The organism is Lysobacter sp. OAE881, assembly GCF_040546665.1.
GTDB classification, from domain to species: domain Bacteria; phylum Pseudomonadota; class Gammaproteobacteria; order Xanthomonadales; family Xanthomonadaceae; genus Lysobacter_J; species Lysobacter_J soli.
This window is the reverse complement of record NZ_JBEPOG010000001.1, coordinates 710,798-733,060: the sequence shown is the minus strand read 5'-3', so window position 1 is coordinate 733,060 and position 22,263 is coordinate 710,798. Positions and strand designations below refer to the sequence as shown.

20 protein-coding genes are annotated in these 22,263 nt (G+C 65.7%); 12 read left to right on the top strand and 8 right to left on the bottom strand.

Features of this window, described 5'->3' with window-relative positions; translation table 11 throughout:
* Nucleotides 1-4: 4 nt before the first annotated feature.
* Complete coding sequence (locus ABIE51_RS03305; RefSeq protein ID WP_192632217.1) at nt 5-1,282, top strand: hypothetical protein; 1,278 nt, start codon at nt 5-7, stop codon at nt 1,280-1,282.
* Between the two features lie 299 nt (nt 1,283-1,581).
* Here ABIE51_RS03305 and ABIE51_RS03300 read toward each other — a convergent pair whose 3' ends face one another.
* The 7 genes from ABIE51_RS03300 to ABIE51_RS03270 all read right to left on the bottom strand — a co-directional run bounded on the left by ABIE51_RS03300 (nt 1,582) and on the right by ABIE51_RS03270 (nt 9,001).
* Nucleotides 1,582-2,115, bottom strand: coding sequence for a hypothetical protein (locus ABIE51_RS03300; RefSeq protein WP_192632216.1), 534 nt, complete (start codon nt 2,113-2,115; stop codon nt 1,582-1,584).
* Between the two features lie 107 nt (nt 2,116-2,222).
* On the bottom strand, nt 2,223-2,801 hold the full coding sequence (locus tag ABIE51_RS03295; protein WP_192632215.1) for a hypothetical protein: 579 nt from the start codon (nt 2,799-2,801) through the stop codon (nt 2,223-2,225).
* Between the two features lie 319 nt (nt 2,802-3,120).
* Entirely contained in the window at nt 3,121-3,951 is an 831-nt protein-coding gene (locus tag ABIE51_RS03290; RefSeq protein ID WP_192632214.1) for a DUF3037 domain-containing protein, read from the bottom strand.
* Complete coding sequence (locus tag ABIE51_RS03285) at nt 3,948-4,718, bottom strand: hypothetical protein (RefSeq protein WP_192632213.1); 771 nt, start codon at nt 4,716-4,718, stop codon at nt 3,948-3,950. Before ABIE51_RS03285 ends, ABIE51_RS03290 begins: the two co-directional genes overlap by 4 nt.
* 404 nt (nt 4,719-5,122) lie before the next feature.
* Complete coding sequence (locus tag ABIE51_RS03280; RefSeq protein WP_192632592.1) at nt 5,123-5,914, bottom strand: TSCPD domain-containing protein; 792 nt, start codon at nt 5,912-5,914, stop codon at nt 5,123-5,125.
* Nucleotides 5,915-6,008: 94 nt separating this feature from the next.
* Entirely contained in the window at nt 6,009-6,620 is a 612-nt protein-coding gene (locus ABIE51_RS03275) for a hypothetical protein (protein WP_192632212.1), read from the bottom strand.
* 227 nt (nt 6,621-6,847) lie between these two features.
* Complete coding sequence (locus ABIE51_RS03270) at nt 6,848-9,001, bottom strand: adenosylcobalamin-dependent ribonucleoside-diphosphate reductase (protein WP_157029155.1); 2,154 nt, start codon at nt 8,999-9,001, stop codon at nt 6,848-6,850.
* 591 nt (nt 9,002-9,592) lie between these two features.
* Between ABIE51_RS03270 and ABIE51_RS03265 the strand changes: the two genes are divergently transcribed.
* The 11 genes from ABIE51_RS03265 to ABIE51_RS03215 all read left to right on the top strand — a co-directional run bounded on the left by ABIE51_RS03265 (nt 9,593) and on the right by ABIE51_RS03215 (nt 21,529).
* Complete coding sequence (locus ABIE51_RS03265; RefSeq protein WP_192632211.1) at nt 9,593-11,026, top strand: trypsin-like peptidase domain-containing protein; 1,434 nt, start codon at nt 9,593-9,595, stop codon at nt 11,024-11,026.
* Between the two features lie 193 nt (nt 11,027-11,219).
* Nucleotides 11,220-11,558 carry a hypothetical protein gene (locus ABIE51_RS03260; protein ID WP_115841483.1) on the top strand — a complete coding sequence of 113 codons (339 nt, stop codon included), beginning with the start codon at nt 11,220-11,222 and terminating at the stop codon, nt 11,556-11,558.
* A gap of 12 nt (nt 11,559-11,570) precedes the next feature.
* Entirely contained in the window at nt 11,571-12,116 is a 546-nt protein-coding gene (locus ABIE51_RS03255) for a phage holin family protein (RefSeq protein ID WP_386839672.1), read from the top strand.
* A gap of 4 nt (nt 12,117-12,120) precedes the next feature.
* Nucleotides 12,121-12,615 carry a hypothetical protein gene (locus tag ABIE51_RS03250; protein WP_192632210.1) on the top strand — a complete coding sequence of 165 codons (495 nt, stop codon included), beginning with the start codon at nt 12,121-12,123 and terminating at the stop codon, nt 12,613-12,615.
* Complete coding sequence (locus ABIE51_RS03245; RefSeq protein ID WP_192632209.1) at nt 12,612-13,745, top strand: AI-2E family transporter; 1,134 nt, start codon at nt 12,612-12,614, stop codon at nt 13,743-13,745. Before ABIE51_RS03250 ends, ABIE51_RS03245 begins: the two co-directional genes overlap by 4 nt.
* Nucleotides 13,746-13,973: 228 nt before the next feature.
* Nucleotides 13,974-14,690: an HAD family hydrolase gene (locus ABIE51_RS03240; RefSeq protein ID WP_192632208.1), complete on the top strand. Its 717-nt coding sequence runs from the start codon at nt 13,974-13,976 to the stop codon at nt 14,688-14,690.
* Complete coding sequence (locus ABIE51_RS03235; RefSeq protein ID WP_192632207.1) at nt 14,687-16,066, top strand: leucyl aminopeptidase family protein; 1,380 nt, start codon at nt 14,687-14,689, stop codon at nt 16,064-16,066. The genes ABIE51_RS03240 and ABIE51_RS03235 overlap by 4 nt, the downstream gene beginning before the upstream one ends.
* A gap of 797 nt (nt 16,067-16,863) precedes the next feature.
* Complete coding sequence (locus ABIE51_RS03230) at nt 16,864-18,117, top strand: efflux RND transporter periplasmic adaptor subunit (RefSeq protein ID WP_192632206.1); 1,254 nt, start codon at nt 16,864-16,866, stop codon at nt 18,115-18,117.
* A 61-nt stretch (nt 18,118-18,178) separates the two neighbouring features.
* Nucleotides 18,179-18,874 carry an ABC transporter ATP-binding protein gene (locus ABIE51_RS03225; protein WP_115841187.1) on the top strand — a complete coding sequence of 232 codons (696 nt, stop codon included), beginning with the start codon at nt 18,179-18,181 and terminating at the stop codon, nt 18,872-18,874.
* Between the two features lie 152 nt (nt 18,875-19,026).
* On the top strand, nt 19,027-20,184 hold the full coding sequence (locus ABIE51_RS03220) for an ABC transporter permease (protein ID WP_115841186.1): 1,158 nt from the start codon (nt 19,027-19,029) through the stop codon (nt 20,182-20,184).
* Between the two features lie 13 nt (nt 20,185-20,197).
* Nucleotides 20,198-21,529 (top strand): ABC transporter permease, encoded by a 1,332-nt coding sequence (locus tag ABIE51_RS03215; RefSeq protein ID WP_157029143.1) that lies wholly within the window; start codon nt 20,198-20,200, stop codon nt 21,527-21,529.
* Between the two features lie 224 nt (nt 21,530-21,753).
* Here ABIE51_RS03215 and ABIE51_RS03210 read toward each other — a convergent pair whose 3' ends face one another.
* A complete protein-coding gene (locus ABIE51_RS03210; protein ID WP_192632205.1) occupies nt 21,754-22,263 on the bottom strand; it encodes a DinB family protein in 510 nt (169 codons plus the stop codon).

Below are 22,263 nucleotides of genomic sequence, written 5' to 3'. Positions count from 1 at the left end.
CTTTATGCGCTCTCTCGATGACATCGCGGTTCGTACCAAGAACGGCTTCTGGTACTACCAAGTCCGTCAGATCGAGCATCTCTCAGACGCTGCGCTAGACCGAAAGGTGTTTGGCAAAGACTGCGGGCGGCGAAGGTACTTCGAAGGAATACGCAGGTCATGGTCGTCTCCCAAGGCGCGCTCGGTAGTTGGGGGCATGACAGTGCTGAAAGTCGTGGACGGCTGGGACAGGGGCAACAATGGGTCGGGTCCTTACGCCGAAGCGACGAAGAACTTCAAGTCCACGTTCTGGAAGTTCGTCAGCGATCCGACAGTTCCGCTTGACGAGTACATCGAACACGTAGAGAAGTACGTGCGAAGTAACGATCTCGTTCGACTTAGGCGTCAGGATCTTCGTCTATACGAGTCATTCTTGAGCGCATACGAACCTGCCCTTCAGTGCGGCGACACGCCAGCTTATCGGGCAATGCTTCACAACTTGGCAATGATCGGCACACTGGACGCGCTGTCCGTCTTGATTGCCATTTTTCGTGAAGCGATGGCTAGGGGATCGCTGGACCAAGCGATCGCAATCAGGGAGGCGATACGCCTTGGCATGTTCGAGATGCTCGTGACGGGTCGCATGCCTCCTGAAGTCGCGACTTGCGTAATGGCACTCGTCGAGTCCCGCGTGCTTGCCAATCACTGGGTTTCCGTAGATGAGTGGAAGTCGAGCGATCAGAAGGCCATCAAGAATCGATCATCTGCCGAGCGCAAGCGCGCATTCGACAGGTATCGTCTTTGGTTCATTGCTCATGCGACAACCCGCAACGGTTATGGCGACACCCCGTTCGTCATTCGCACTGACGGCATCCTCTGGCTCGAGCGGAATCGCGACGCGCTTGTCGCTGCGCGCAAGTTTATGGATATGGCCATCGCAGATCAGATCCACGACAACATCTATGGTACTGGTGGAGAGCAAGTCTCGAAGCACTTAGCTGAAGCAGCTCGCATCCTCCAAGAGCTTTCTCCCCGACCTACCGACCTTCAGGCTTGTTACTACGATCCTCCCCCCCCACTGTCGGCGGAGCTAGATCAAGAACATGACCCCCGCGATACTCGAGAAGGGCGGCTCGCCGCATTGCTAGCATTCTCGCGGCCTCATTTTCTCCGGGATCTGCAGAGTTCGGAGTATGCTGACATGCTTGATCGTATTCTCAACGCTGCGCCCCCCCCCGCGAACCCTCCGGGCCAGTCGGGTGAGATGGGTTCACTCACTGCAAGGGCCGGGGTCACACCATGACCCGACGGAGCCCCAGTGAATTCGAAGCCAACATGGCGTAGCGCACCTTACACCTCCGACGATGGAACGCTCTCAGTAGGGCGCGAGAACGCCCTGTCGGCACAGTCAAACGCGACACACGTCTGCGTCAGCCGACTCCCGAGTTCGTGTGCAGCGCCGAAATGGCGACGTTCTAGCTTTCGACTCGATCTGCTCGTCGCGGGGCTCGCACTAGCGGGCCCCGCGTTGCATGCACATGGACCGATGGCGCCGCAGGTAACCTCAAAAAAGGCACTTGCCGACTGATCGGATGCCGCGCCTCAAGCGTAGGCCAAAGGCCACGGCGGATAAGCGCGGTCCACCGCGCGTTCAAGCTCAGCGATACGCCCCAAAAAATGCGCCAGATGCCGCCTCATTGATTCATACAGGGCAGCGGCCTGCTCAGGGTCGTCGGACTGGAGCATTGCATCTTCGCTATCGACCGGGTGATCCGACAGACGGTTCAAGTCGGCCTTTAGGCCATCTGCATTCGCAACGACGTCGGCAGCGAGCTGCAGCACCGTCGAGTCGACGCCTCCAGGATTGGACAGAAGAAGTCGAGTCGTGGGGACGGGGTCGTATCGAAGGTGCATCGAGAGGCGGAGTACCTTCCCATCGCGGGCAGCATTCCGGCAATCCACTAGTCCCTGCTTGAGCTGTCGAAATTCGATGAGGCGGGCTAGAGCCGAAAGTTCTGCGCGAGCGGCCAGCGCCCTTCGGCGCCCCTCCCTATGCTCCCGAAACAGCTCTACACCGAACGCGCCCCCCAGCGCCGCGCTTGCGCCAATCAATGCGCCCAGTAGTGCGTTGTCCATGCCTTTCCCCAGACCGTAAACATGCCATCAGCAGCAGCCACTCGCTCCGCGAGCGGTGCCCTTTTCAGGACGAGCACGATTGCCTCCTCGAGTCCAACCTGCTGCATCTAAGGATCGACGCGGATCTTGTGAGTCCATTGGCGCTTATGGGAGTCCCCCTCGTAGGCCGTGAGAGAAAAATCTCCGTGCCACTGGAATCGAAAGGACAGGTCTGCCGGCCCTTCATGCGCATCGACGGGCTGACGCCACCCGCCCTCGACCGCTTCGAACTTTCCGACCTTCCAGTTCTGCGCGTTCATTACGGAAAAACCCCAGCCCGGATTCTGAAACATCGAGGGCTGTGTCGGATGCGGCGGCCCCTCAATCACGATCCGAACCGTATCGCCCCCTGGGACGCGTGCCGCGAACGAGAGTTCTTCGCCGACGCGGACATGCGTCGTGCGATTGGACAAAGCGTTTGGGCCGTGACGGCCGCGCTCGGGATACTGAAACTCTTCAGATCCCTGAGCCTGCGCTGGGAGAGCCCCAGGGGCTGCCACGCTCGTCAGCGGGCTTCCAGCCCGGCCGGCCTTCCAACCAATCAGCGCACCGACGACCACCCAGAACGCGGCCCATTTGATGAAAAGCCACGGATGTTCCGCCATCAAGGGCCAGTTTTTCTCGACGAGATCCCACATGTCCGGCATGCCCTTTCCCCTCGGATATTGACCGGGGAAGAATACCCGAGCAGCTGTCCCGCGCGTTCGCTGATGCTCGGGACGAGGCGGGAATCGCCGGCGACAACCCGCCGACCTTCCACGAGATCCGCAGCCTGGGCGGCGCGCTGTTGCAGGAATCAGGGTGGACGCTGCAGTAGGTGCAGGCGCTGACGGGTCACAGTAGCGAGACGATGACCAAGGTTTACCTGGAAGGCCACGATGTTCCGTGGCAAACCGTGTCGACCGGAACTCAGCTGCACCTATATAGCTCAGGCGTCCTTGTACTGGCACCAGGCGGCGGGCCGCACTACGCTGACATGTCCTCGAGAATATCCTCTGCAACCAAGTTTGGCTTGGTGTAGCTCTTCATCTGAACATTGAGTTGGCTCAGTCGCCACCTAAACCCATCAAGGAATTCATCCACCTTTTCCGGGTTGGCCTCGCGCTCCGACCGCACAACGTACATATACATTTTGTCGCTGTGAAACACGCTTCTTGCGATGTGTAGGTCGGCATCAGCCCGCAGCAACTGAAGCTCATCAGTCGGGCGCGCAGCGCCTGCCGACACGATCGTGCCGAGGGCTTGGCTTGTCTGCAGCGGAATGTCTAAGAAGTGCGTGCGCCCTTCACTCGGAACTGCAAGTGCGCCCTCCGATGAGATGATCAAGTTTGCTCGAAGCCCTCCGATCTCGCGAAGGTGATCCAGAACAACCTTTCGAACACTCGCGGTATCGGCAAGCACGTTGGCGCCTACTTCCTTCTTACCGCCTTTTGGGGCACCGAGTGGGACAGTCGCCTCGAAGAGCGCGTTCACCACCTCATCTGGGGACTGGCCGCTTGCAAATTTCTTCTCGCTGAAGAACGCGTTAGGGCTCGGGATCTCAACTTTTGCGGCAACGGCCTCTTTGATCACCTGCATCAAAAAGCGCGCCTGAGATGAGATCCCAGATCCGTACATGCACTTCAAGCGCTCGAAGGATTCCAGCACCCTAACGTGCACGCGGCCTGTCTCTTCGTGGAACACCACGCCGACGTTGAGCACTTCCCCGGTTGAGGGGTGCGGGCGCCACCGCACGTTCTGCCAAGTGCCTCGAGATTGCGGCCTCAATGTATCGGGCATATGGATGCGCAAGCTCATGGGAGGAGAACTCCGTAAGAAGCCTTGAAGTATGCCTTCACGGTACTTGTGCGTTCAGAGAGGAACACGTCGACATCGTCACGCTCAGAGCTCGTAAGCAGTTGTGGAAGCCAATAGTCGAGGTCCGGTTCCGAATGCGACAAGGTGCCGTGGTGCTGCGCCATTCGCTCAACGATGGGCACGTGATAATTCTTCGGCGCGTTCTCCAGGGCGATGTCGTCCCACGCAATGAGAGCAAGCTTGTTCTTGTGCGGCATTTTCGCGCGCTCCAAGGGAACACTCCAACCGTTGCCTGTGCAGACTCGACCGTGATCGATCAACGCGTAGTTGCCCGTACCGAGGCGCACCAGATTCTGAAGATTACGGTCCTCGTTGAGGAGCCATGCGTCGAGCGACGCGGCCGCCGGAAGGTCCTTCCACTTCTGGAAATCCTTCCGCACAGCAGCAAGAGCCGCACAACTGCCCCTGGAGTAGTTGTAGACCTGATAAGGCGACTTCCCACCTAGCGACTGCACTGCCCACGCGACGATGTGACTATCCATTGTTCGCAAGGGATTGAGTCCCGCGGGCATAGCCGACAGCTGGTGATCTTCCAGCAAGAGAACGGCGGCCCGATAAGGAACGCTTAGTCCGTCGTGCTTCGCGAGCACATACCCAATCAACTCATTGACCAGACCTCGCGGGGCCTGATCGACGCAATACATCAACCGCCTTCGGCGCGTCATGAAACCTGACGAGCGCCTTATGGGTGTATGCATCGATGCCATCGCCTACGGACTCCATGAATCCGCAATACGAACTCGGTCCCAATGTCTGGACCACGGTCATCCCTGTCCCCTTTCATAGCACCGGCCCATCGCAACCACTGCGACGGTCTGACGGCATAGGGTGATATTAGGGTGACTTTAGGGTGACGCGCCAACCCAGCGTCACCTAAGTCCTTGAAAAGATGGTCGGGACGGCCGGATTCGAACCGACGACCCGCTGCCCCCCAGGCAGATGCGGTTCCGGCGGCATCGTTCGCAATCCTGCATAACCAGCCGGGCCCCTAAGGGCCCGGCTACTACTACTAGCGCCTTCTAGGCTCCCAACTAGCGCCTTCTGGGTCCCCAACTAGCGCCTTCTGGGTTACCCCACATCGCAAGCTCCTTTGCAGATCAGGTTTTCTAGGTCACCCGCACTTGCTGTAACCACAGTTCAGGCAAGTAGCACACCCATCCATTATGACGACCGCCTTCGTCGAGCACTTGTGGCACATCGTCGCCGACGGCGGGAAGGCAGCGCCTTCGCCGGTGACTTCCACGTCTTCGACGCGCGGCTCGTCGGAGACGCGCGGGTCGGGGAACAGGTCGCCGGCGGAGCTTCCGCTTACTTCACTGTTTTTTTTTGAGAGCTGCGCGTAGGCGGCGCGCTTCTCGGCGATCAGCGCGCGCTGGGCGTCGCTCATTTCCGGATCAACGATCAGGCCGATCGACTTGAGGTGGTCCTCGACGATCGCGCCGAGTTCGGCCACCAGCGAGGGCATGTAGACGCCGCCCGGCTTCCAGTAGCCGCCGCGCGGGTCGAACACGGCCTTCATTTCGTCCACCAGGAAGGTGACGTCGCCGCCCTTGCGGAACACGGCCGACATGATGCGGGTGAGCGCGACGATCCACTGGAAGTGGTCCATGTTCTTCGAGTTGATGAAGATCTCGAAGGGACGGCGCAGCTCGTGTTCGGTACCGGCGTTGAGCACGATGTCGTTGATGGTCACGTACAGCGCGTGCTCGAACAGCGGCGATTTGATCTTGTAGGTGGAGCCCACCAGGATTTCCGGGCGCTCGATGCGCTCGTGCATCTGGATGACATCGGCCGTGGGCAGCTCGGCGACCGGCGCGGCGGCAGGCTTGTTAGCCGCGGCTGCCTTGTCTTCCGGGGTGACGACGCTGTAGCCCTTGATTTTCTTGTCGATCTTGACGGCCATGTGACCCGCTCCTGGTGCGGTGTTGCTGATCTGGTTTTCGGTGTTAATGCGGTGGCCGCGCCGCGCGGGCGCGGCCACCAATCGGGGCTTGCTGTTACCTGGCAGCTTTCTTCGCAACCTTCTTGGCGGGTCGCTTGACTGCCTTCTTCGCGCTGGCCTTGCGGGCCGGCGCCTTCTTCGCCGTCGATGCGGCGGATTTCGTCACGGCCTTGCGGGTCGCGGCGCCACGCGTGGTGGTGCGCCTGGTCGCGGCCTTCTTCGTTGCGGCCTTCTTCGTGGCCTTCTTCGCGGCGGTCTTGCCACGCGTGGCGGCCAACGCCTTCTTCGCCTTCGCCGTCTTCTTGGCGACCTTGCGCTTGGCGGCGGCGACATCGCGCTTGGCGGTGCCCTTGGCCTTGGCGACGTCGGTCTTGCCCGCCTTGCGTGCGGCCTTGACCTTCTTGGCGGCCTTCTTGCGCGCGGCGGTCGCTTCGCGGCGCAGGTTGGCGGCTTCCTTCTTCGCGTCGGCGGAGGCCTTCTCGAGCTTCTTCTTCGCGCTGCCGACGGCCTTCTTCGCCGCCTTGGTCGCCTTGCGCACGTTCTTGCGCGCGGCTTCCACGGCTTCATCGGCGCGCTGCATGACGGCGCTGCTGAAGGTGGTCACGGTCTCTTTCACGTTGTCGGCGGCCTGCGACAGGGTCGCCGTCACTCCGTTGCCATTGCTCATGTAATGCCCTCCTGACGGGCGTCTCATTCGTAAGGCGTTGCGGTAACCGGGGCCTTGCAAAAAACTGCTGGAAACGCGGTGTTGCGAAGCGACTCTAACGCGATGGCGGGCCGGAGGATGAATGCGGTTCCGGGTTTGCCCGCTTGCCGGTGAAGCGCCAACGTCCATGGATTCCCGCCTTCGCGGGAATGACGAGCGTCATTCCCGCTTGCGCTGGTTCCGATGGATTAGAACTTGCCGTAATAGCCTTCCTTGAGCGCGTCGAACAGGTTGGCGGCGGTGTGCATTTCGCCGTCGTATTCGATCTGCTCGTTGCCCTTCACTTCCAGCACGCTGCCGTCTTCCAGTTCGAAGCGGTAGGTGGTGTTCTCGAGGTCGGCTTCCTTCACCAGCACGCCCTGGAAGGCGGCCGGATTGAAGCGGAAGGTGGTGCAGCCCTTGAGGCCCTGCTGGTGCGCGTAGCGGTAGATGTCCTTGAACTGCTCGTACGGGTAGTCCGTGGGCACGTTCGCGGTCTTGGAGATCGAGCTGTCCACCCACTTCTGCGCGGCGGCCTGTACGTCGACGTGTTCCTTCGGCGTGATGTCGTCGGCGGCGATGAAGTAGTCGGGCAGCTGCGCTTCGGGCTCTTCGGAGAACGGCATCGCCTTCGCGTTCACCAGCTCGCGGTAGGCGAGCAGTTCGTACGAATAGACGTCGACCTTTTCCTTCGACTTCTTGCCTTCGCGGATCACGTTGCGGCTGTAGTGGTGCGCGAACGACGGCTCGATGCCGTTGGACGCGTTGTTGGCCAGCGACAGCGAGATCGTGCCGGTCGGCGCGATGGAACTGTGGTGCGTGAAGCGCGCGCCGGTCTCGGCCAGTTCGTCGACCAGTTCCGGCGCGACGGTGGCGATGCGCTGCATGTAGCGGCTGTACTTGGCGTGCAGGACGCGGCCCGGGATTTCCTGGCCGACCTTCCAGCCGTCCTTCTTCATCTCCGGACGCTTGCGCAGCATCTCGGCGGTGACTTCGAAGCGCTCTTCCATGATCGGCGCGGCGCCCTTTTCCTTCGCCAGCGCCAGGCCCATCTCCCAGCCGGCGACGGCCATTTCCTGGGCGATGCGCTCGGTGAACTCGCACGATTCCTTCGAGCCGTACTTCATGCGCAGCATGGTCACCGTGCTGCCAAGGCCCAGGAAGCCCATGCCGTGGCGGCGCTTGCGCATGATCTCGTCGCGCTGCTGCGGCAACGGCAGGCCGTTCACTTCGACGACGTTGTCGAGCATGCGGGTGAACACGCGCACGACTTCCTTGTATTCCTCCCAGTCGAAGGAGGCCTTGTCGGTGAACGGGTCGCGCACGAACTTGGTCAGGTTGACCGAGCCCAGCAGGCACGCGCCGTACGCCGGCAGCGGCTGCTCGCCGCACGGGTTGGTGGCGCGGATGTTCTCGCACCACCAGTTGTTGTTCATTTCATTGACGCGATCGATGAGGATGAAACCCGGCTCGGCGTAGTCGTACGTCGAGACCATGATCATGTCCCACAGGTGGCGCGCACGGATGTGGCCGTAGATCTTGCAGGCCACCAGGCCGTCGTCGCGCACGATGTAGTTGCGGTGCGTCGGCCATTCGCGCCAGACGACCTGGTTGGCGTCGTTGACGTCGAGGTCGCCCTTTTCCTTGATGTTCACCGGGAACACCAGCGGCCAGTCGGCGTCGTTCTCCACCGCCTGCATGAAGCCGTCGGTGATCAGCAGCGACAGGTTGAACTGGCGGAGGCGACCGTCCTCGCGCTTGGCGCGGATGAAGTCCTTCACGTCCGGATGCGACACGTCGAACGTGCCCATCTGCGCGCCGCGGCGGCCGCCGGCGGAGGACACGGTGAAGCACATCTTGTCGTAGATATCCATGAAGGACATCGGACCCGACGTGTATGCGCCGGCGCCGGCGACGAACGCGCCGCGCGGACGCAGCGTCGAGAACTCGTAGCCGATGCCGCAGCCTGCCTTCAGCGTGAGGCCGGCTTCATGCACCTTCTCCAGGATGCCGTCCATCGAATCCTCGATGGTGCCGGACACGGTGCAGTTGATGGTCGAGGTGGCGGGCTTGTGCTCGAGCGCGCCGGCGTTGGACGTGATGCGGCCAGCGGGAATGGCCCCGCGGCGCAGCGCCCAGACGAAACGCTCGTTCCAGTACTGCTGCTTCTCGGCGGACGGCTCGGCTTCGGCCAGCGCCTTGGCGACGCGCTGGTAGGTGGCGTCGATGTCGGCGTCCACCGCGGTGCCGTTCTTGGTCTTCAGCCGGTACTTCTTGTCCCAGATGTCCTGGGAGGCGGGCTGCATCGGGATTTCCCGCTCGGCCGCGGCTGTCTTGACCGCCTCGAGGCGCACTGTGCTCATGCCTGTCCTATCTCCTTTCAATGGCGGTTCGGGCCCTGAAACCTTGCCGCCGTGGATTCTTATGTTGGCTGCCGCACCATCGGCGTCGTGTACGACGTCCGCCGACGGCTATGCCCACGACCGCGTTTTCAGCGGTCGCGACGGCATGGGTTTTTCTGGATTCCTTCGCTCATCCTGCTCCGCCACGGACCCTCCCCCGAAGGTGCCGGTAGTCAGCAAAACCAAGCCGAAAACCCCAAGTTTGGGTTTCCGTCGACATCGTGACCACTAGATGTAGTGGGCGAAGGCGAGGACTCAAGCTACCCCCGCCCCCGGGATGTGTCAACGGTTTTTTGATGGCAGTCACACAGCTGTGATGGCGGTCAAACGCCGTCATCGACGCGCTTGCCGAAGCCGGCGGGAACGTGCACGAGGAGGCAACGCAACGCCCTGCCGACGGGCCGCGCGGGCGAAAAACTTCATCGCGTATTTAATGCGGTTCAGTGAAACTGAACGCCTCCGCGGCGGGGCCTGGCGCGCACGGCGAAGCGAGATCGCCGCACCGCATCGGCCCCGCGCACACCCCATTCACCCTTGCCTGCGACCGACGCGATGCGCCCGCTGCCGACCCTGTTGACCCTGTCCCTCGCCGCCGCCTTCGGCGGCTTCGCCGCCACCGCCATCCGCGACGGCCTCGAAGCGCCGGCGCAGGCGGCGCCCGCGTCCGCCGTCGCCGCGACGCCGACCGTCGCCACCCTGCCGGCCGTGGTCGGCGGGCAGCCGCTGCCTTCGCTCGCGCCGATGCTGGCGAAGGTGACGCCGGCCGTGGTCAGCGTGCACACCAAGCAGCGGGTGAACGTGAGCCCGTTCGGTAGCGACCCGATGTTCCGCCGGATGTTCCCGGAGCTCACCCAGGAGCGCATCAACGAGTCGCTCGGCTCGGGCGTCATCGTCGATGCGAAGCAGGGCTTCGTGCTGACCAACCACCACGTGATCGAAGGCGCCGACGAGGTGTCGGTGACGCTCGCCGACGGCCGCACCCTGAAGGCCGATTTCGTCGGCTCCGACCCCGACACCGACGTGGCGCTGATGCGCATTCCCGCGCAGGGCCTGACGGCGCTGCCGCTGGCCGATTCCAGCGCGCTGCGCGTGGGCGATTTCGTGGTGGCGGTGGGCAATCCGTTCGGCATTGGCCAGACGGTGACCTCCGGCATCGTGTCCGCGGTGGGCCGCAGCGGCCTGCGCGGACTAGGCTTCCAGAACTTCATCCAGACCGACGCGTCGATCAATCCCGGCAATTCCGGCGGCGCGCTGGTGAACCTCAACGGCGAGCTGGTCGGCATCAACACCGCCAGCTTCAACCCGCGCGGCTCGATGGCCGGCAACATCGGCCTGGGCTTCGCGATCCCCACCAGCCTGGCGCGCAACATCATGGGCCAGCTGATCGCCAACAACGGCGTGGTGATCCGCGGCACGATGGGGCTGGAATCGCAGGACGTCGATGCGCGCCTCGCGCAGGCGCTGGGGCTGCCCGAAGCGCGCGGCGCGGTGGTGACGCAGGTGTTCTCCGGCGGCGCCGCGGCGGCGGCGGGCGTCAAGGTCGGCGACGTGATCCTCGCCGCGAACGGCGAGCGCATCGACGATCGCGACGCGCTGCGCAACTTCGAGGGCCTGCAGTCGGTGGGAAGCCGCATCGCGCTGGACGTGCGTCGCGATGGCAAACCGTTGACGCTGACGACAACGCTGCGTGAGCAGCCGCGTTCGTACGTGGGAACCGAGCTGGACCCGCGTCTCACCGGAGCGAGTTTCGCCGACCTGCCCGAGCGCCTGCGGCAGGCCGGTCTGTCGGGCGTGATGGTCGAATCGGTGGCGCGCGGCAGCCGCGCCGAAGCCAACGGGCTTCGCAAGGACGACGTGGTGATCGCGTCCAACGCAGGCAACTTCGAGGATCTGCCGGGCTTCCGCGCGAGCTTCACGCAGCGTCCTGCACAGTTGGTCCTGCGCATTCTCCGCGGCAACCGCCGGGCCGACCTGCTGATGCAGTGACGCCCCGCACCGCGCAGTGCCTTCGAACCACGTCTTTCAGCAGAACGCCCTTCCGACATACAGGAGCCGCTCGATGAATACCCCCACCGATCCGACCAATCCCGGCGGCAGCGCCATCAACACGGGCACGGGCACTGGCTCCGGCCTCGGCACGAACGCCGGCAGCGGCACGGCGGCGAACTACACCGACGGCGTGCGCAGCAACCTGTCGCAGGCCGGCGGCCACGTGAAGCAGGCCGCCAGCGACGCCGGCTCCGCGCTGCGCGGTGCGGCGAGCGCCGCGGGCGAGGAACTGCGCGTGGGCAAGGCGAACGTCAAGGCGGACCTCGCCGATGGCGCGCTCGCCGGCCTCGCGGCAGCGGAGAACGCCGGTGGTGCCGCGCGCGAGCAGATGGACGCGCTGATGGACAAGGGCCGCGACCTGGTCGACAGCGCCGCCGAGCTCATCCGCGAGCGTCCGCTGGCTTCGTTCGGCGTCGCCTTCGCTGCGGGATGGATCCTCGCGAAGCTCGGCCGCAGCGGCGACAAGTAAGCGCGCGCTGACGTGAGCGAAGGGGACGAGCGCCACGACCACGACCCGGCGGACCAGCCACCGCCGGACCTCGCCGAGTCGCTGCGCGACATCGGCAACACCGCGAAAGCCAGCCTGGGCGCGGCCGCCGATTCGGCGCGCGCCCTGCGCTCGCTGCTCGCGGCCGATCTGTCGCTGGCGCGCAGCGCGATGGGACGCGCGCTGGCGTTCGCCGGCGTCGCCGTCGTCTTCGGCGCATCGGCGTGGCTGTTCCTCATGGCCACGCTGGTCACGCTGCTTCGCAACTTCGGTCTGTCGTGGCTGATGTCGATGCTGATCGCCGCCGGCCTCAGCCTCGTCGTCACCGCCTACGCCGGCCTGCGCGCGATGCATTACTTCGACCACACGCGCATGCAGGCCACGCGCCGGCAGCTGGCGCGGCTGGGCATCGGCGAACTGGCCGACCTGATGCCCACCGCCGATTCGCCCGAATCCGCGCGCACCGTCGCGCAGGAACTGCGCGAAAACGGCGACGCGGCGAAGAAGCAGAACAACGGCATCGACATCACTCCGCCCTGACGCCATGGCCCTCAAGCAGAAAAAGCCGACGTTCAAGCAGCTCATCGCCAAGGTCCACCAGTGCGAGGACGTGGTGGAGGCGCGCGAGCGCGAAGCCATCGCCGACGTTCGCCACCTCAAGGCCTCGTGGGTGGCGGCGTGGACGCCGTGGCGGATCGTGGTCGCGGGGCTCGCCGCAGGCTTCATCGTCGGCCGAGCCGAGCCGATGCGCGCGGTCGCCAAGAGCGGCGGGCTGATGCAGATCATCTCGATGGCGGCCAGCCTGTTCGCCGGCAGCAGCGCGAAGGTCGCCGCGGACGAGGCGACCGAAGCGAAGGAACAGGTCGCCGAAGAGGCCGCAACGCCGGACGTGGTGGTGCAGCCCGTGGCGACGCCCGTCGCAAGCGTGCATCCCGATGCGGTCGCCGACGACCTGGACGACGAGGCGTACGCCCTCGCGCAGGCCGAAGCCCGCGCGCGTGCCGCACGCACCGCGACCGTCGACCAGGTGACGCGATGAGCGCGCTGCCGCCGGTTCCGGCCGCGGCCGACAACGTCGAATCGCTCGACGAGGACGGCGAACTTCCTCCCAGTCCCCCGCCTGCACCGCGACCGCGCTCGTCCAGCGCGGCGCTGGTGCTGGCGACGCTCGCGGTGGGCTTCACCCTGTGGGCGGCGCAGGAGCTGGTGCTCCCGATCCTGCTGGCGATGTTCTTCGCGCTGATCGGCAACCCGATCATCCGCGGCCTCCAGCGTGTGTACGTGCCCCGTTTCATCGGCGCACTGATCGTGCTGCTGGGCGGGCTGTTCGCGGCCGGCGCGCTGGGCAACCAGCTGATCGAACCGGCCGGCGAATGGGTGCGGCAGGTGCCGCGCGAGATGAAGCAGGTCGCGCCGAAGCTGCGCGATCTCTACAAGCCGATGCTCGACGCGAACAAGGCCGCGCAGAACATCGCGCGCGCGGCCGGTGGCGAAAGCACGAGCCGGCCGGTGCAGGTGATCCGCACCGAGGCCAACGAGCCGTACAAGGTCCTCACCGCGACGCCGCGCCGCATCGCGTCGGTGCTCGCGGTCGTGCTGCTGACGTTCTTCTTCATGGTGTATGGCGAGCAGCTGCAGCGGAATGCGCTCGCGCTGTTGCCCACGCGCCAGCAGAAGAAGCTGACGGTGGAGATCCTCACGTCGATCGAGCGCGCCATCTCGCGCTACGTGCTGACCATCACCGTCATCAACACCTGCCTGGGCCTGGCGCTGTCGGGCGCGCTGTACTGGCTGGGCGTGCCGATGCAGGAGGCGCTGCTGTGGGGCACGATGGCGGCGATCCTCAATTTCGCGCCGTACGTGGGCCCGCTGATCGGCATCATCATCATGCTGCTGATGGGCTTCGTCGCCTTCGACGACCTGTGGCCGTCGCTGCTGCCGGCCGGCATCTACCTGGCGCTGCACACGCTGGAAGGCCAGATCATCACGCCGATCATCCTGGGCCACAGCATGCGGCTGTCGCCGCTGGTGCTGATCCTGGCGCTGATGGTGTTCGGTTGGCTGTGGGGCATCATCGGCCTGCTGCTCGCGGTGCCGCTGCTGGTGTGCGTGAAGCTGGTGCTGGCGCGCGTGGAAGGGCTGACGGGGTGGGCGCGGTTGCTGGAGTGACCTGCTCTTGAGCCCCTCTCCCTCCGGGAGAGGGGTTGGGGTGAGGGTCGGCGCGTGCAATGCGGTGATACGCCGATGCCGAACCGCACGTCACGAGTCGCCACTTCACCCCTCCCCAACCCTCCCTGCAGTCGCAGGGGAGGGCGTAACGGCAGCCAGCAATCCCCGCCTCGCGGCCTCCCCGAGGCCGTACCCAGCCCCGCCGCCGGCTGGGGCTAAAATCGCCGGATGGCTTTCCCCGTCCGCGCGATCACCCTCGACCTCGACGACACGCTGTGGCCCTTCGCACCGATCGGTGCGCGGGTCGAACGCGTGCTGCACGACTGGCTGACGCAGCACTGCCCGCTTACCGCGCAGCGCTTCCCGATCGAGGCGATGCGCGAACTGCGCGAGCGCATGTACGTCGAGCGCCCCGACCTGGCCCACGACTTCAGCCAGCTGCGCAAGCTGAGCCTGGTGCGGGCGATGGAACTGGCCGGCGACGACCCGCTGCACGCCGAGGCCGCGTTCGAGGCGTTCTACGACGAGCGCAACCGCGTGGACTTCTACGAGGACACGCTGGACGCACTCGCGCGCCTGGCCGCGCGCGTGCCGCTGGCGGCGATCAGCAACGGCAACGCGGACCTGGCCCGCGTCGGCATCGGCGCGCATTTCGCCTTCCAGCTCGGCGCGCGCGAACACGGCATGCCCAAGCCGCACGCCGGCATCTTCCACGCCGCCTGCGCGCGCTTCCCGTTCGCGCCGCATGAGGTGCTGCACGTGGGCGACGACATCGAGATGGACGTCATCGGCGCGCATCGCGCGGGCCTGCGCAGCTGCTGGATCAACCGCATCGGCGCGCAGTGGCCGCACGAGGACGTGCGCCCCGATCTTCAATTCACCACCCTCGCCGAACTCGCCGACTGGCTGGATTCGACGCACACGATGGAAACCGTTGCCGCATGAGCCTGCCGTCCGGATTTGCCGACACCACCACCGCCGACGCGCTGCCGCTGCACGTCGTCACGCGCGACAGCCTCGTCGCCTGGCGCGGCGCGCAGCCGGCCAACGTCGGCGCATGGCTCGATGCGCAGGGCTTCGACGGCTCGCCGTTCTCCGCGATCACGCTGCCGGGCGGCGATGGCGGCATCGCGGGCGCGGTGATCGGCGTGGGCGACATGCTCGACCCGTTTGCCTACGGCCACGCGCCGTACGCGTTGCCGGCGCGCGCGTTCGCGCTGGCGGGCGAGCTGCCGGCCGACGCCCGCAACGCCCTGCAGCTGGGCTGGGGCCTGGGCGCATACCGCTTCACCCGATACCGCCAGCCGCTGCGTGCGCCTGCGCAGCTGGCCATCGCGCAGGCCGATGCCGACGCCTTCGCGCAGCTGGCCGCCTGCGTGCGCGTGCGCGACCTGGTCAACACGCCGACCGAGCACATGGGTCCGGACCAGCTGGAGCAGGTGGCCTGCGAGATCGCCGAACGCTTCGGCGCGCGCATCGAAGTGGTGAGCGGCGACGACCTGATCACGCAGAACTTCCCCGCGATCCACGCCGTCGGCCGTGCAAGCCATCGCGCGCCGCGGCTCATCACGCTGCGCTGGGGCGATGAATCGCACCCGCACGTGGTCATCGTCGGCAAGGGCGTGTGCTTCGACACCGGCGGCCTGGACCTCAAGCCCGCCGACGGCATGCGCAACATGAAGAAGGACATGGGCGGCGCGGCGCACGCGATCGCGCTGGCCGAACTGGTGATGGCGCGCAAGCTGCCGCTGCGCATCACGCTGCTGGTGCCGGCGGTCGAGAACGCGATCGGGCCGAACGCGTTCCGGCCGGGCGAAGTCGTCGACACGCGCAAGGGCGTCACGGTCGAGATCGACAACACCGACGCCGAAGGCCGCGTGATCCTCTGCGACGCGCTGACCTACGCCGCCGAAATGCAGCCGCAACTGCTGCTGGATTTCGCCACGCTCACCGGCGCGGCGCGCATCGCGCTCGGCCCGGACCTGCCGGCGCTGTACAGCAACGACGACGGCGTGGCGCAGCAGTGGTTCGACGCCGGCATGCAGTTGCGCGATCCGCTGTGGCGCATGCCGCTGTGGCGCCCGTACGTGCGTTACCTGGTGAGCAATGTGGCCGACATCGCCAACGGTGGCCCGTCGAAGATGGCCGGCTCGATCACTGCCGCGGTGTACCTCGACCGCTTCGTCCCGCCGGCGCAGAAGTGGGCGCACCTGGACGTGTACAGCTGGAACGACAACGACCGCCCCGGCCGCCCGGCCGGCGGTGAAGCGCAGGGCTTGCGCGCTGCGTACGCGCTGTTGAAGCAGCACGCGGGCGTTTGACGGAGTTCCCAAGCTCCGGGTCGCCGGCGTTAGCCTCTCCCACCGGGAGAGGGGTTGGGGTGAGGGGCAACGGAGCTGTGGCGGTGAACTGTCGCTGCCGCACAGCTCTGCGCTGTTGCTTCAGCACCGCACGCATAGAGCCAAATGGATTCCAGCTTTCGCTGGAATGACGACCGAGGTGCGGAAGCGCTGCCAGCCTGGGTCCCGGCGTTCGCCGGGATGACGGCGCTTCATGGATGACGGCGCTTCATGGATGACGGCGCCTCATGGCTGACGGCGCCTCATGGCTGACGGCGCCTCATGGCTGACGGCGCCTCATGGCTGACGGCGCCTCATGGCTGACGGCGCTTCATGGGTGACGGCGCTTCATGGGTGACCTCGCTCTATGGAGTGACGGTGCTTCGAGCCCCTCTCCCACCGGGAGAGGGGTTGGGGTGAGGGGCAACGGAGCGGTTTCGGTGAACTGACGGCGCCGAACAGCGCTGCGATGTTGTTTCCAGCATCGAACGCCAAGTCCGGATGGATTCCAGCTTTCGCTGGGATGACGACCGAAGTGCGGAAGCGCTGCCAGCCTGGGTCCCGGTGTGCGCCGGGATGACGGTGCAATGCGCTTGATAGCGCTATCGACCACCGAATGGCGCTCCGGGCACATGCGTACGCCGGCCGCCGAGGTGACCCCGCGCCCCCGCATCGCATACGCTTGGCGGCGTTGCGGCCGTAGAAAGTTACTTCCGGCCCCTTGGCGCGGCGCGGGACGCTGCCCACACTGCCCCCCTTCCCCATCGTCCGGATCGTCGATGAACAACTCTGCCGACCTGCTCAAGGAACTGCGCATAGACCGCTCGGCACCGCCGCCGCCCACCTCGCGTCGCGGACTGTGGATCGCGTTGGCCGCCGTCGCGGGCCTGCTCGTGATCGCGCTCGTCGCGTGGGCCGCGTTCGGCCGCGCGCGCGGCGTGGAAGTGCGCACCGCCACGGTGACGGCGATCGGCAACGGCGGCGCGAGCGGTTCGGTGCTGGATGCCACCGGCTACATCGTCGCGCGCCGCATGGCGACCGTGTCGGCGAAGATCACCGGCAAGGTGCGCGAGGTCTTCATCGAGGAAGGCATGAAGGTCGACGAAGGCCAGGTCATGGCCACGCTCGATCCGCTCGACGCCGATGCCGAACGCACGCTCGCCAGCGCGCAGCACAGTGCCGCGCGCAGCCAGGTCGAGAGCGTGCGCGCGCAGCTGTCGGAAGCCGAAGCCAACGCGCGCCGCCTGTCGACGCTGGTGAACCAGCAGCTCGTGTCGAAGGCGCAGTACGACGAAGCCGTCGCCGCGCGCGATTCGCTGCGTGCCGAGTTGACCACCGCCGAGCGCAACGCCAAGGTGGCCGGCGATCGCCTGCGCATCGCCGACATCGGCGTCGACAACACCATCGTGCGCGCGCCGTTCGCCGGCGTCGTCACCGCCAAGGCCGCGCAGCCGGGCGAGATCGTCTCGCCGCTCGCCACCGGCGGCTTCACGCGCACCGGCATCGGCACCATCGTCGACATGGATTCGCTGGAAGTCGAAGTCGAAGTCGGCGAGGCCTTCATCGGCCGCGTGCAGCCGAAGATGCCGGTGGAAGCCACGCTCAACGCGTACCAGGACTGGAAGATCCCCGGCGAGGTCATCGCGATCATTCCCGCCGCCGACCGCGGCAAGGCCACGGTGAAGGTGCGCGTCGCGCTCAAGCAGAAGGGTCCGCGCATCGTGCCCGACATGGGCGTGCGCGTGAGCTTCCTGGAGCCGAAGAAGGATGAAGCGCCCGCGCAGAAGCCCGGCGCACTCGCGCCGGCGGCGGCGATCGTCGCGCGCGAGGGCAAGCAGGTCGCGTTCGTCGTGACCGGGGACAAGGCCTCGCAGCGCGAGGTCACCGTGGGCCGCAGCCTGGGCGAGGATCGCGAGATCACGCAGGGTCTCTCAGGCGGTGAGACGGTCGTGCTGGATCCTCCGGCCTCGCTGTCCGACGGCGACCGCGTGCGCGTCGCGCAAGGCGGCGACGCGGAGCCCGCAAGCGAATAAGCAGCAAGCAAGCCTTACGAGCAGGAAGCAGTCCCCCTTTCATCGTTTCGAGGACGTCGCAATGGCCACGCTGGTTTCGATCCGCAACCTGAGAAAGACCTATCAACGCGGTCCGGAGAAGGTCGAGGTGCTGCACGGCATCGACCTGGACATTCCCAAGGGCGATTTCGTCGCGCTGATGGGTCCGTCGGGTTCCGGCAAGACCACGCTGCTCAACCTCATCGGTGGACTGGATTCGCCCACCGGTGGCGAGATCACCGTCGACGGCCAGCGCATCGACGCGATGACCGCCGGGCAGCTGTCGCACTGGCGCAGCCAGAACGTCGGCTTCGTCTTCCAGTTCTACAACCTGATGCCGACGCTCAACGCGCAGAAGAACGTCGAGTTGCCGCTGCTGCTGACCAAGCTGTCGGCGGCGCAGCGCAAGCGCAACGCGGAGATCGCGCTGCAGCTGGTGGGGCTGGCCGAACGCGGCAAGCATCGTCCGAACGAACTGTCCGGCGGCCAGCAGCAGCGCGTGGCGATCGCACGCGCGATCGTCTCCGATCCGACGCTGCTGATCTGCGACGAACCGACGGGCGACCTGGATCGTCAATCGGCCGAGGAGATCCTTGCGCTGCTGCAGTCGCTCAATCGCGACCACGGCAAGACCATCATCATGGTCACGCACGATCCCAAGGCCGCCGACCACGCCCAGCGCACGATCCACCTCGACAAGGGAACGCTGGTCGAGCGCGAGCTGGCGCTGGAGCACTGACGCTCACTCCCACCTTCCCGTAGCCCCTCTCCCGCCTGCCGGAGAGGGGTTGGGGTGAGGGCGATCCGGCGTTGCCGCCGAGCCGCCCTCATCCGCCCTTCGGGCACCTTCTCCCGCGCGCGGGAGAAGGGAACATTCTTGAGGACGCAGAGATGAAATACCTGCACCTGATCTGGGCCGCGCTGTTCCGAAGCAAGACGCGCACCTTCCTGACGCTGCTGTCGGTCGTCACGGCGTTTTTGCTGTTCGGCATGCTCGACTCGGTCCGCGTGGCGTTCAGCTCCAGCGCGAACGTCGCCGGCACCAACCGCCTCATCACCACCTCGAAGCTGTCGATCACCTCGTCGCTGCCGTACCGGCTGCAGTCGCAGATCGAAAGCGTGCCGGGGGTGAAGAAGGCCTCGTACGCCACCTGGTTCGGCGGCATCTACCAGGATCCGAAGAACTTCTTCCCGAACTTCGCGGTCGGCCCGGGTTACATGGAGCTGTATCCGGAGTACGTCGTGCCCGCCGACCAGCTCAAGGCGTTCTACGCCACGCAGGACGGCGCCATCGTCGGCGAGGCGCTGGCGACCAAGCACGGCTGGAAGATCGGCGACACGATCCCGCTGCAGGCGACGATCTTCCCGACCAAGGGCAGCAACAACTGGAACTTCAAGCTCGTCGCCATCTACCGCGTGAACGACAACAAGCGCAAGGGCGAAGAGAACACGCTGATGTTCAACTGGAAGTACTTCGACGAGGCCAACGACTACATCAAGGGCCAGGTGCACTGGTACGTGATCGACGTGGCCAACGCCGATCAGTCCAATGCCGTCGCGCAGGCGATCGACAAGCTGTCGGACAACTCCGACCACGAGACCAAGACGCAGACCGAAGCGGCCTTCAACCAGGCCTTCTTCAAGCAGATCGGCGACATCGGCATGATCGTGACATCGATCATGGGCGCGGTGTTCTTCACCCTGCTGCTGCTCACCGGCAACACGATGGCGCAGGCGGTGCGCGAACGCATCCCCGAACTGGCGGTGCTCAAGACCATCGGGTTCTCCAACCGCAGCGTGCTGTGGCTGGTGCTGGCCGAGGCGACGCTGCTGGTGGTGCTGGGCGGGTTGATCGGCCTGGGACTGGCGGCGCTGATCATGCCGGGCGTGAGTTCGGCCAGCCGCGGCCTGATCCAGCTGCCGAGCGTGCCGGGCGCGACCTGGGGCCTGGGCCTGGCGCTGATGCTGATCATCGGCGTGGTCGTCGGCCTGCTGCCGGCGCTGCGCGCGATGCGCCTGAACATCGTCGATGCCCTCGCGGGCCGCTGACAGGAGACACGACATGAGCCGTGCAAGGAAGTGGTTGGGCAATGCGGGCGTCGTGCTGGCGCTGGTCGTGGGACTGGCCGCCTGGATCATGCTGCCGTGGTACGCCGTGCTGGCGCTGGTGGTCGCGATGGTGCTGTGGCTGCTGCTCACGCGCAGCGGCCGCCTCGCGCTGGAAGCCACGCGCATCGGCATCGCGAGCCTGCCGCAGCGATGGGGCGCCTCGAGCGTCATCGTGGTCGGCATCGCCGGCGTGGTCGGCGTGCTGGTGGCGATGCTGGCGATGGGCGCGGGCTTCGAGGCGACGCTGAAGCAGACCGGCAACGACAGCACCGCGATCATCTTGCGCGGCGGTTCGCAGGCGGAGACCAATTCGGTCATCACCCGCGACCAGGTGCCGCTGGTGAGTGCGCTGGCGGGCGTCGCGCGCGGTGCGGACGGGCGCCCGGCGATTTCGCCGGAGCTGTCGCAGGTGGTGAACATGGTCACGCGCGCCGACCATACCGACGCCAACGCGCAGCTGCGCGGCGTCGGCGAGGCGGCGTGGGCGCTGCGGCCGCAGGTGAAGATCGTCGAAGGCCGGAAGTTCGAGCCGGGCAAGCGCGAGCTGATCATCGGCCAGGGCGCGCGCAAGCAGTACGTCGACCAGCAGTTCAACGACCTCAAGCCCGGCACGCAGATCGAGTTGGCGAACCAGGTGTGGACGGTGGTGGGCTTCTTCGCGTCGGGCGATTCGCACGACTCGGAGCTGTGGGCCGACGCCGAAACGCTAGCTTCGACGTATCGCCGCAGCGCGTACCAGTCGATCACGGTGAAGCTCGACGGCAAGGACGGCTTCAACAAGCTCAAGGCCGCGATGGCCGCCGACCCGCGCCTGAAGCTCGACGTCGACACCACGCGCCACTACTACGCCAAGCAGTCCGAACAGCTCAGCGGCTTCCTGCGGGTGCTGGGCATCGTGATCGGCTCGATCATGGCGGTGGGCGCGGTGTTCGGCGCGCTCAACACCATGTACGCCGCCGTGGCCGGGCGTTCGCGCGAGATCGCGACGATGCGCGCGATCGGCTTCCGCGGCCTGCCGGTGGTGGTGGCGGTGATGCTGGAAACGATGCTGCTGGCGCTGATCGGCGGCCTGCTCGGCGGGCTGATCGCGTGGCTGGTGTTCAACGGCTACAGCGTGTCGACGCTGGGCAACAACTTCAGCCAGGTGATGTTCCAGTTCAAGGTCTCGCCGGAGCTGCTGTGGAACGGCATCAAGTGGGCGCTTGGCATCGGCCTGGTCGGCGGCCTGTTCCCGGCGCTGCGCGCGGCGCGGTTGCCGGTGACGGAGGCGTTGCGGGCGGCGTGATATTCGCCTTGCGTTGAAAGCAGAAAGGCCGCGAGCGATCGCGGCCTTTTTGTTTGCTGCTGTCATTCCCGCAAGGCGGGCGGGAATCCATGGGGCTTGGCCTTTTGCTGTCATTCCCGCGAAGGCGGGAATCCATGGGGCAGACGCATCAAGCTACGGACGAGCTGCCACGGCTGACGGCTGGATTCCCGCCTTCGCGGGAATGACAGCAAATGGCAAACGCGTTACGCGCGAAGCTGCGATACCCGCTCCGCTTCGATTTTCCCCAGCAACCACTGCAATCCCGCCAGGTGCTGCTGGTCGTGACTGCAGAGGTAATGCACCAGGCTGCGCAGCGTGAGCGGGCCGTAGCCTTCGAACTCCGCCGTGCGCGCGAGCTGTGCGTCGTCCAGGCGCGCGATCGTCTCGACCGTGCGGGCGCGTGCGTCGCGGAACGCCTGCAACACGGCGTCGGCATCGGCGTCGCCGTAGCGGCGTTCGATCGCCAGCGGCTCGCTGTCGATCGACGGCAGCAGCGGATGCGCTTCGTCCAGCGTGCGGCGGATGCGCTCCTGGTAGCCCTCGACCTCGATGTCGCGCACGTGGCACAACTGCTCGATCGCGGTGAAGTGCTCGCTCGGAATGCCGTCCCAACTCGCGGGCGTCCAGTGCCGATGGGACACGGGAATCGCCTTGTAGTGAGCTTCCAGTTGCAACGGGAACAGCGCCAGTGCGTTCAACGTGGTCTTGTCCAT

Excerpts from the sequence above, each read along its gene's own strand:
- ABIE51_RS03305 (WP_192632217.1), top strand. The coding sequence starts at position 5 with ATGCGCTCTCTCGATGACATCGCGGTTCGTACCAAGAACGGCTTCTGG.
- ABIE51_RS03300 (WP_192632216.1), bottom strand. The coding sequence starts at position 2,115 with ATGGACAACGCACTACTGGGCGCATTGATTGGCGCAAGCGCGGCGCTG.
- ABIE51_RS03295 (WP_192632215.1), bottom strand. The coding sequence starts at position 2,801 with ATGCCGGACATGTGGGATCTCGTCGAGAAAAACTGGCCCTTGATGGCG.
- ABIE51_RS03290 (WP_192632214.1), bottom strand. The coding sequence starts at position 3,951 with ATGAGCTTGCGCATCCATATGCCCGATACATTGAGGCCGCAATCTCGA.
- ABIE51_RS03285 (WP_192632213.1), bottom strand. The coding sequence starts at position 4,718 with ATGGCATCGATGCATACACCCATAAGGCGCTCGTCAGGTTTCATGACG.
- ABIE51_RS03280 (WP_192632592.1), bottom strand. The coding sequence starts at position 5,914 with ATGGCCGTCAAGATCGACAAGAAAATCAAGGGCTACAGCGTCGTCACC.
- ABIE51_RS03275 (WP_192632212.1), bottom strand. The coding sequence starts at position 6,620 with ATGAGCAATGGCAACGGAGTGACGGCGACCCTGTCGCAGGCCGCCGAC.
- ABIE51_RS03270 (WP_157029155.1), bottom strand. The coding sequence starts at position 9,001 with ATGAGCACAGTGCGCCTCGAGGCGGTCAAGACAGCCGCGGCCGAGCGG.
- ABIE51_RS03265 (WP_192632211.1), top strand. The coding sequence starts at position 9,593 with ATGCGCCCGCTGCCGACCCTGTTGACCCTGTCCCTCGCCGCCGCCTTC.
- ABIE51_RS03250 (WP_192632210.1), top strand. The coding sequence starts at position 12,121 with ATGGCCCTCAAGCAGAAAAAGCCGACGTTCAAGCAGCTCATCGCCAAG.
- ABIE51_RS03245 (WP_192632209.1), top strand. The coding sequence starts at position 12,612 with ATGAGCGCGCTGCCGCCGGTTCCGGCCGCGGCCGACAACGTCGAATCG.
- ABIE51_RS03240 (WP_192632208.1), top strand. The coding sequence starts at position 13,974 with ATGGCTTTCCCCGTCCGCGCGATCACCCTCGACCTCGACGACACGCTG.
- ABIE51_RS03235 (WP_192632207.1), top strand. The coding sequence starts at position 14,687 with ATGAGCCTGCCGTCCGGATTTGCCGACACCACCACCGCCGACGCGCTG.
- ABIE51_RS03230 (WP_192632206.1), top strand. The coding sequence starts at position 16,864 with ATGAACAACTCTGCCGACCTGCTCAAGGAACTGCGCATAGACCGCTCG.
- ABIE51_RS03225 (WP_115841187.1), top strand. The coding sequence starts at position 18,179 with ATGGCCACGCTGGTTTCGATCCGCAACCTGAGAAAGACCTATCAACGC.
- ABIE51_RS03220 (WP_115841186.1), top strand. The coding sequence starts at position 19,027 with ATGAAATACCTGCACCTGATCTGGGCCGCGCTGTTCCGAAGCAAGACG.
- ABIE51_RS03215 (WP_157029143.1), top strand. The coding sequence starts at position 20,198 with ATGAGCCGTGCAAGGAAGTGGTTGGGCAATGCGGGCGTCGTGCTGGCG.
- ABIE51_RS03210 (WP_192632205.1), bottom strand. The coding sequence starts at position 22,263 with ATGGACAAGACCACGTTGAACGCACTGGCGCTGTTCCCGTTGCAACTG.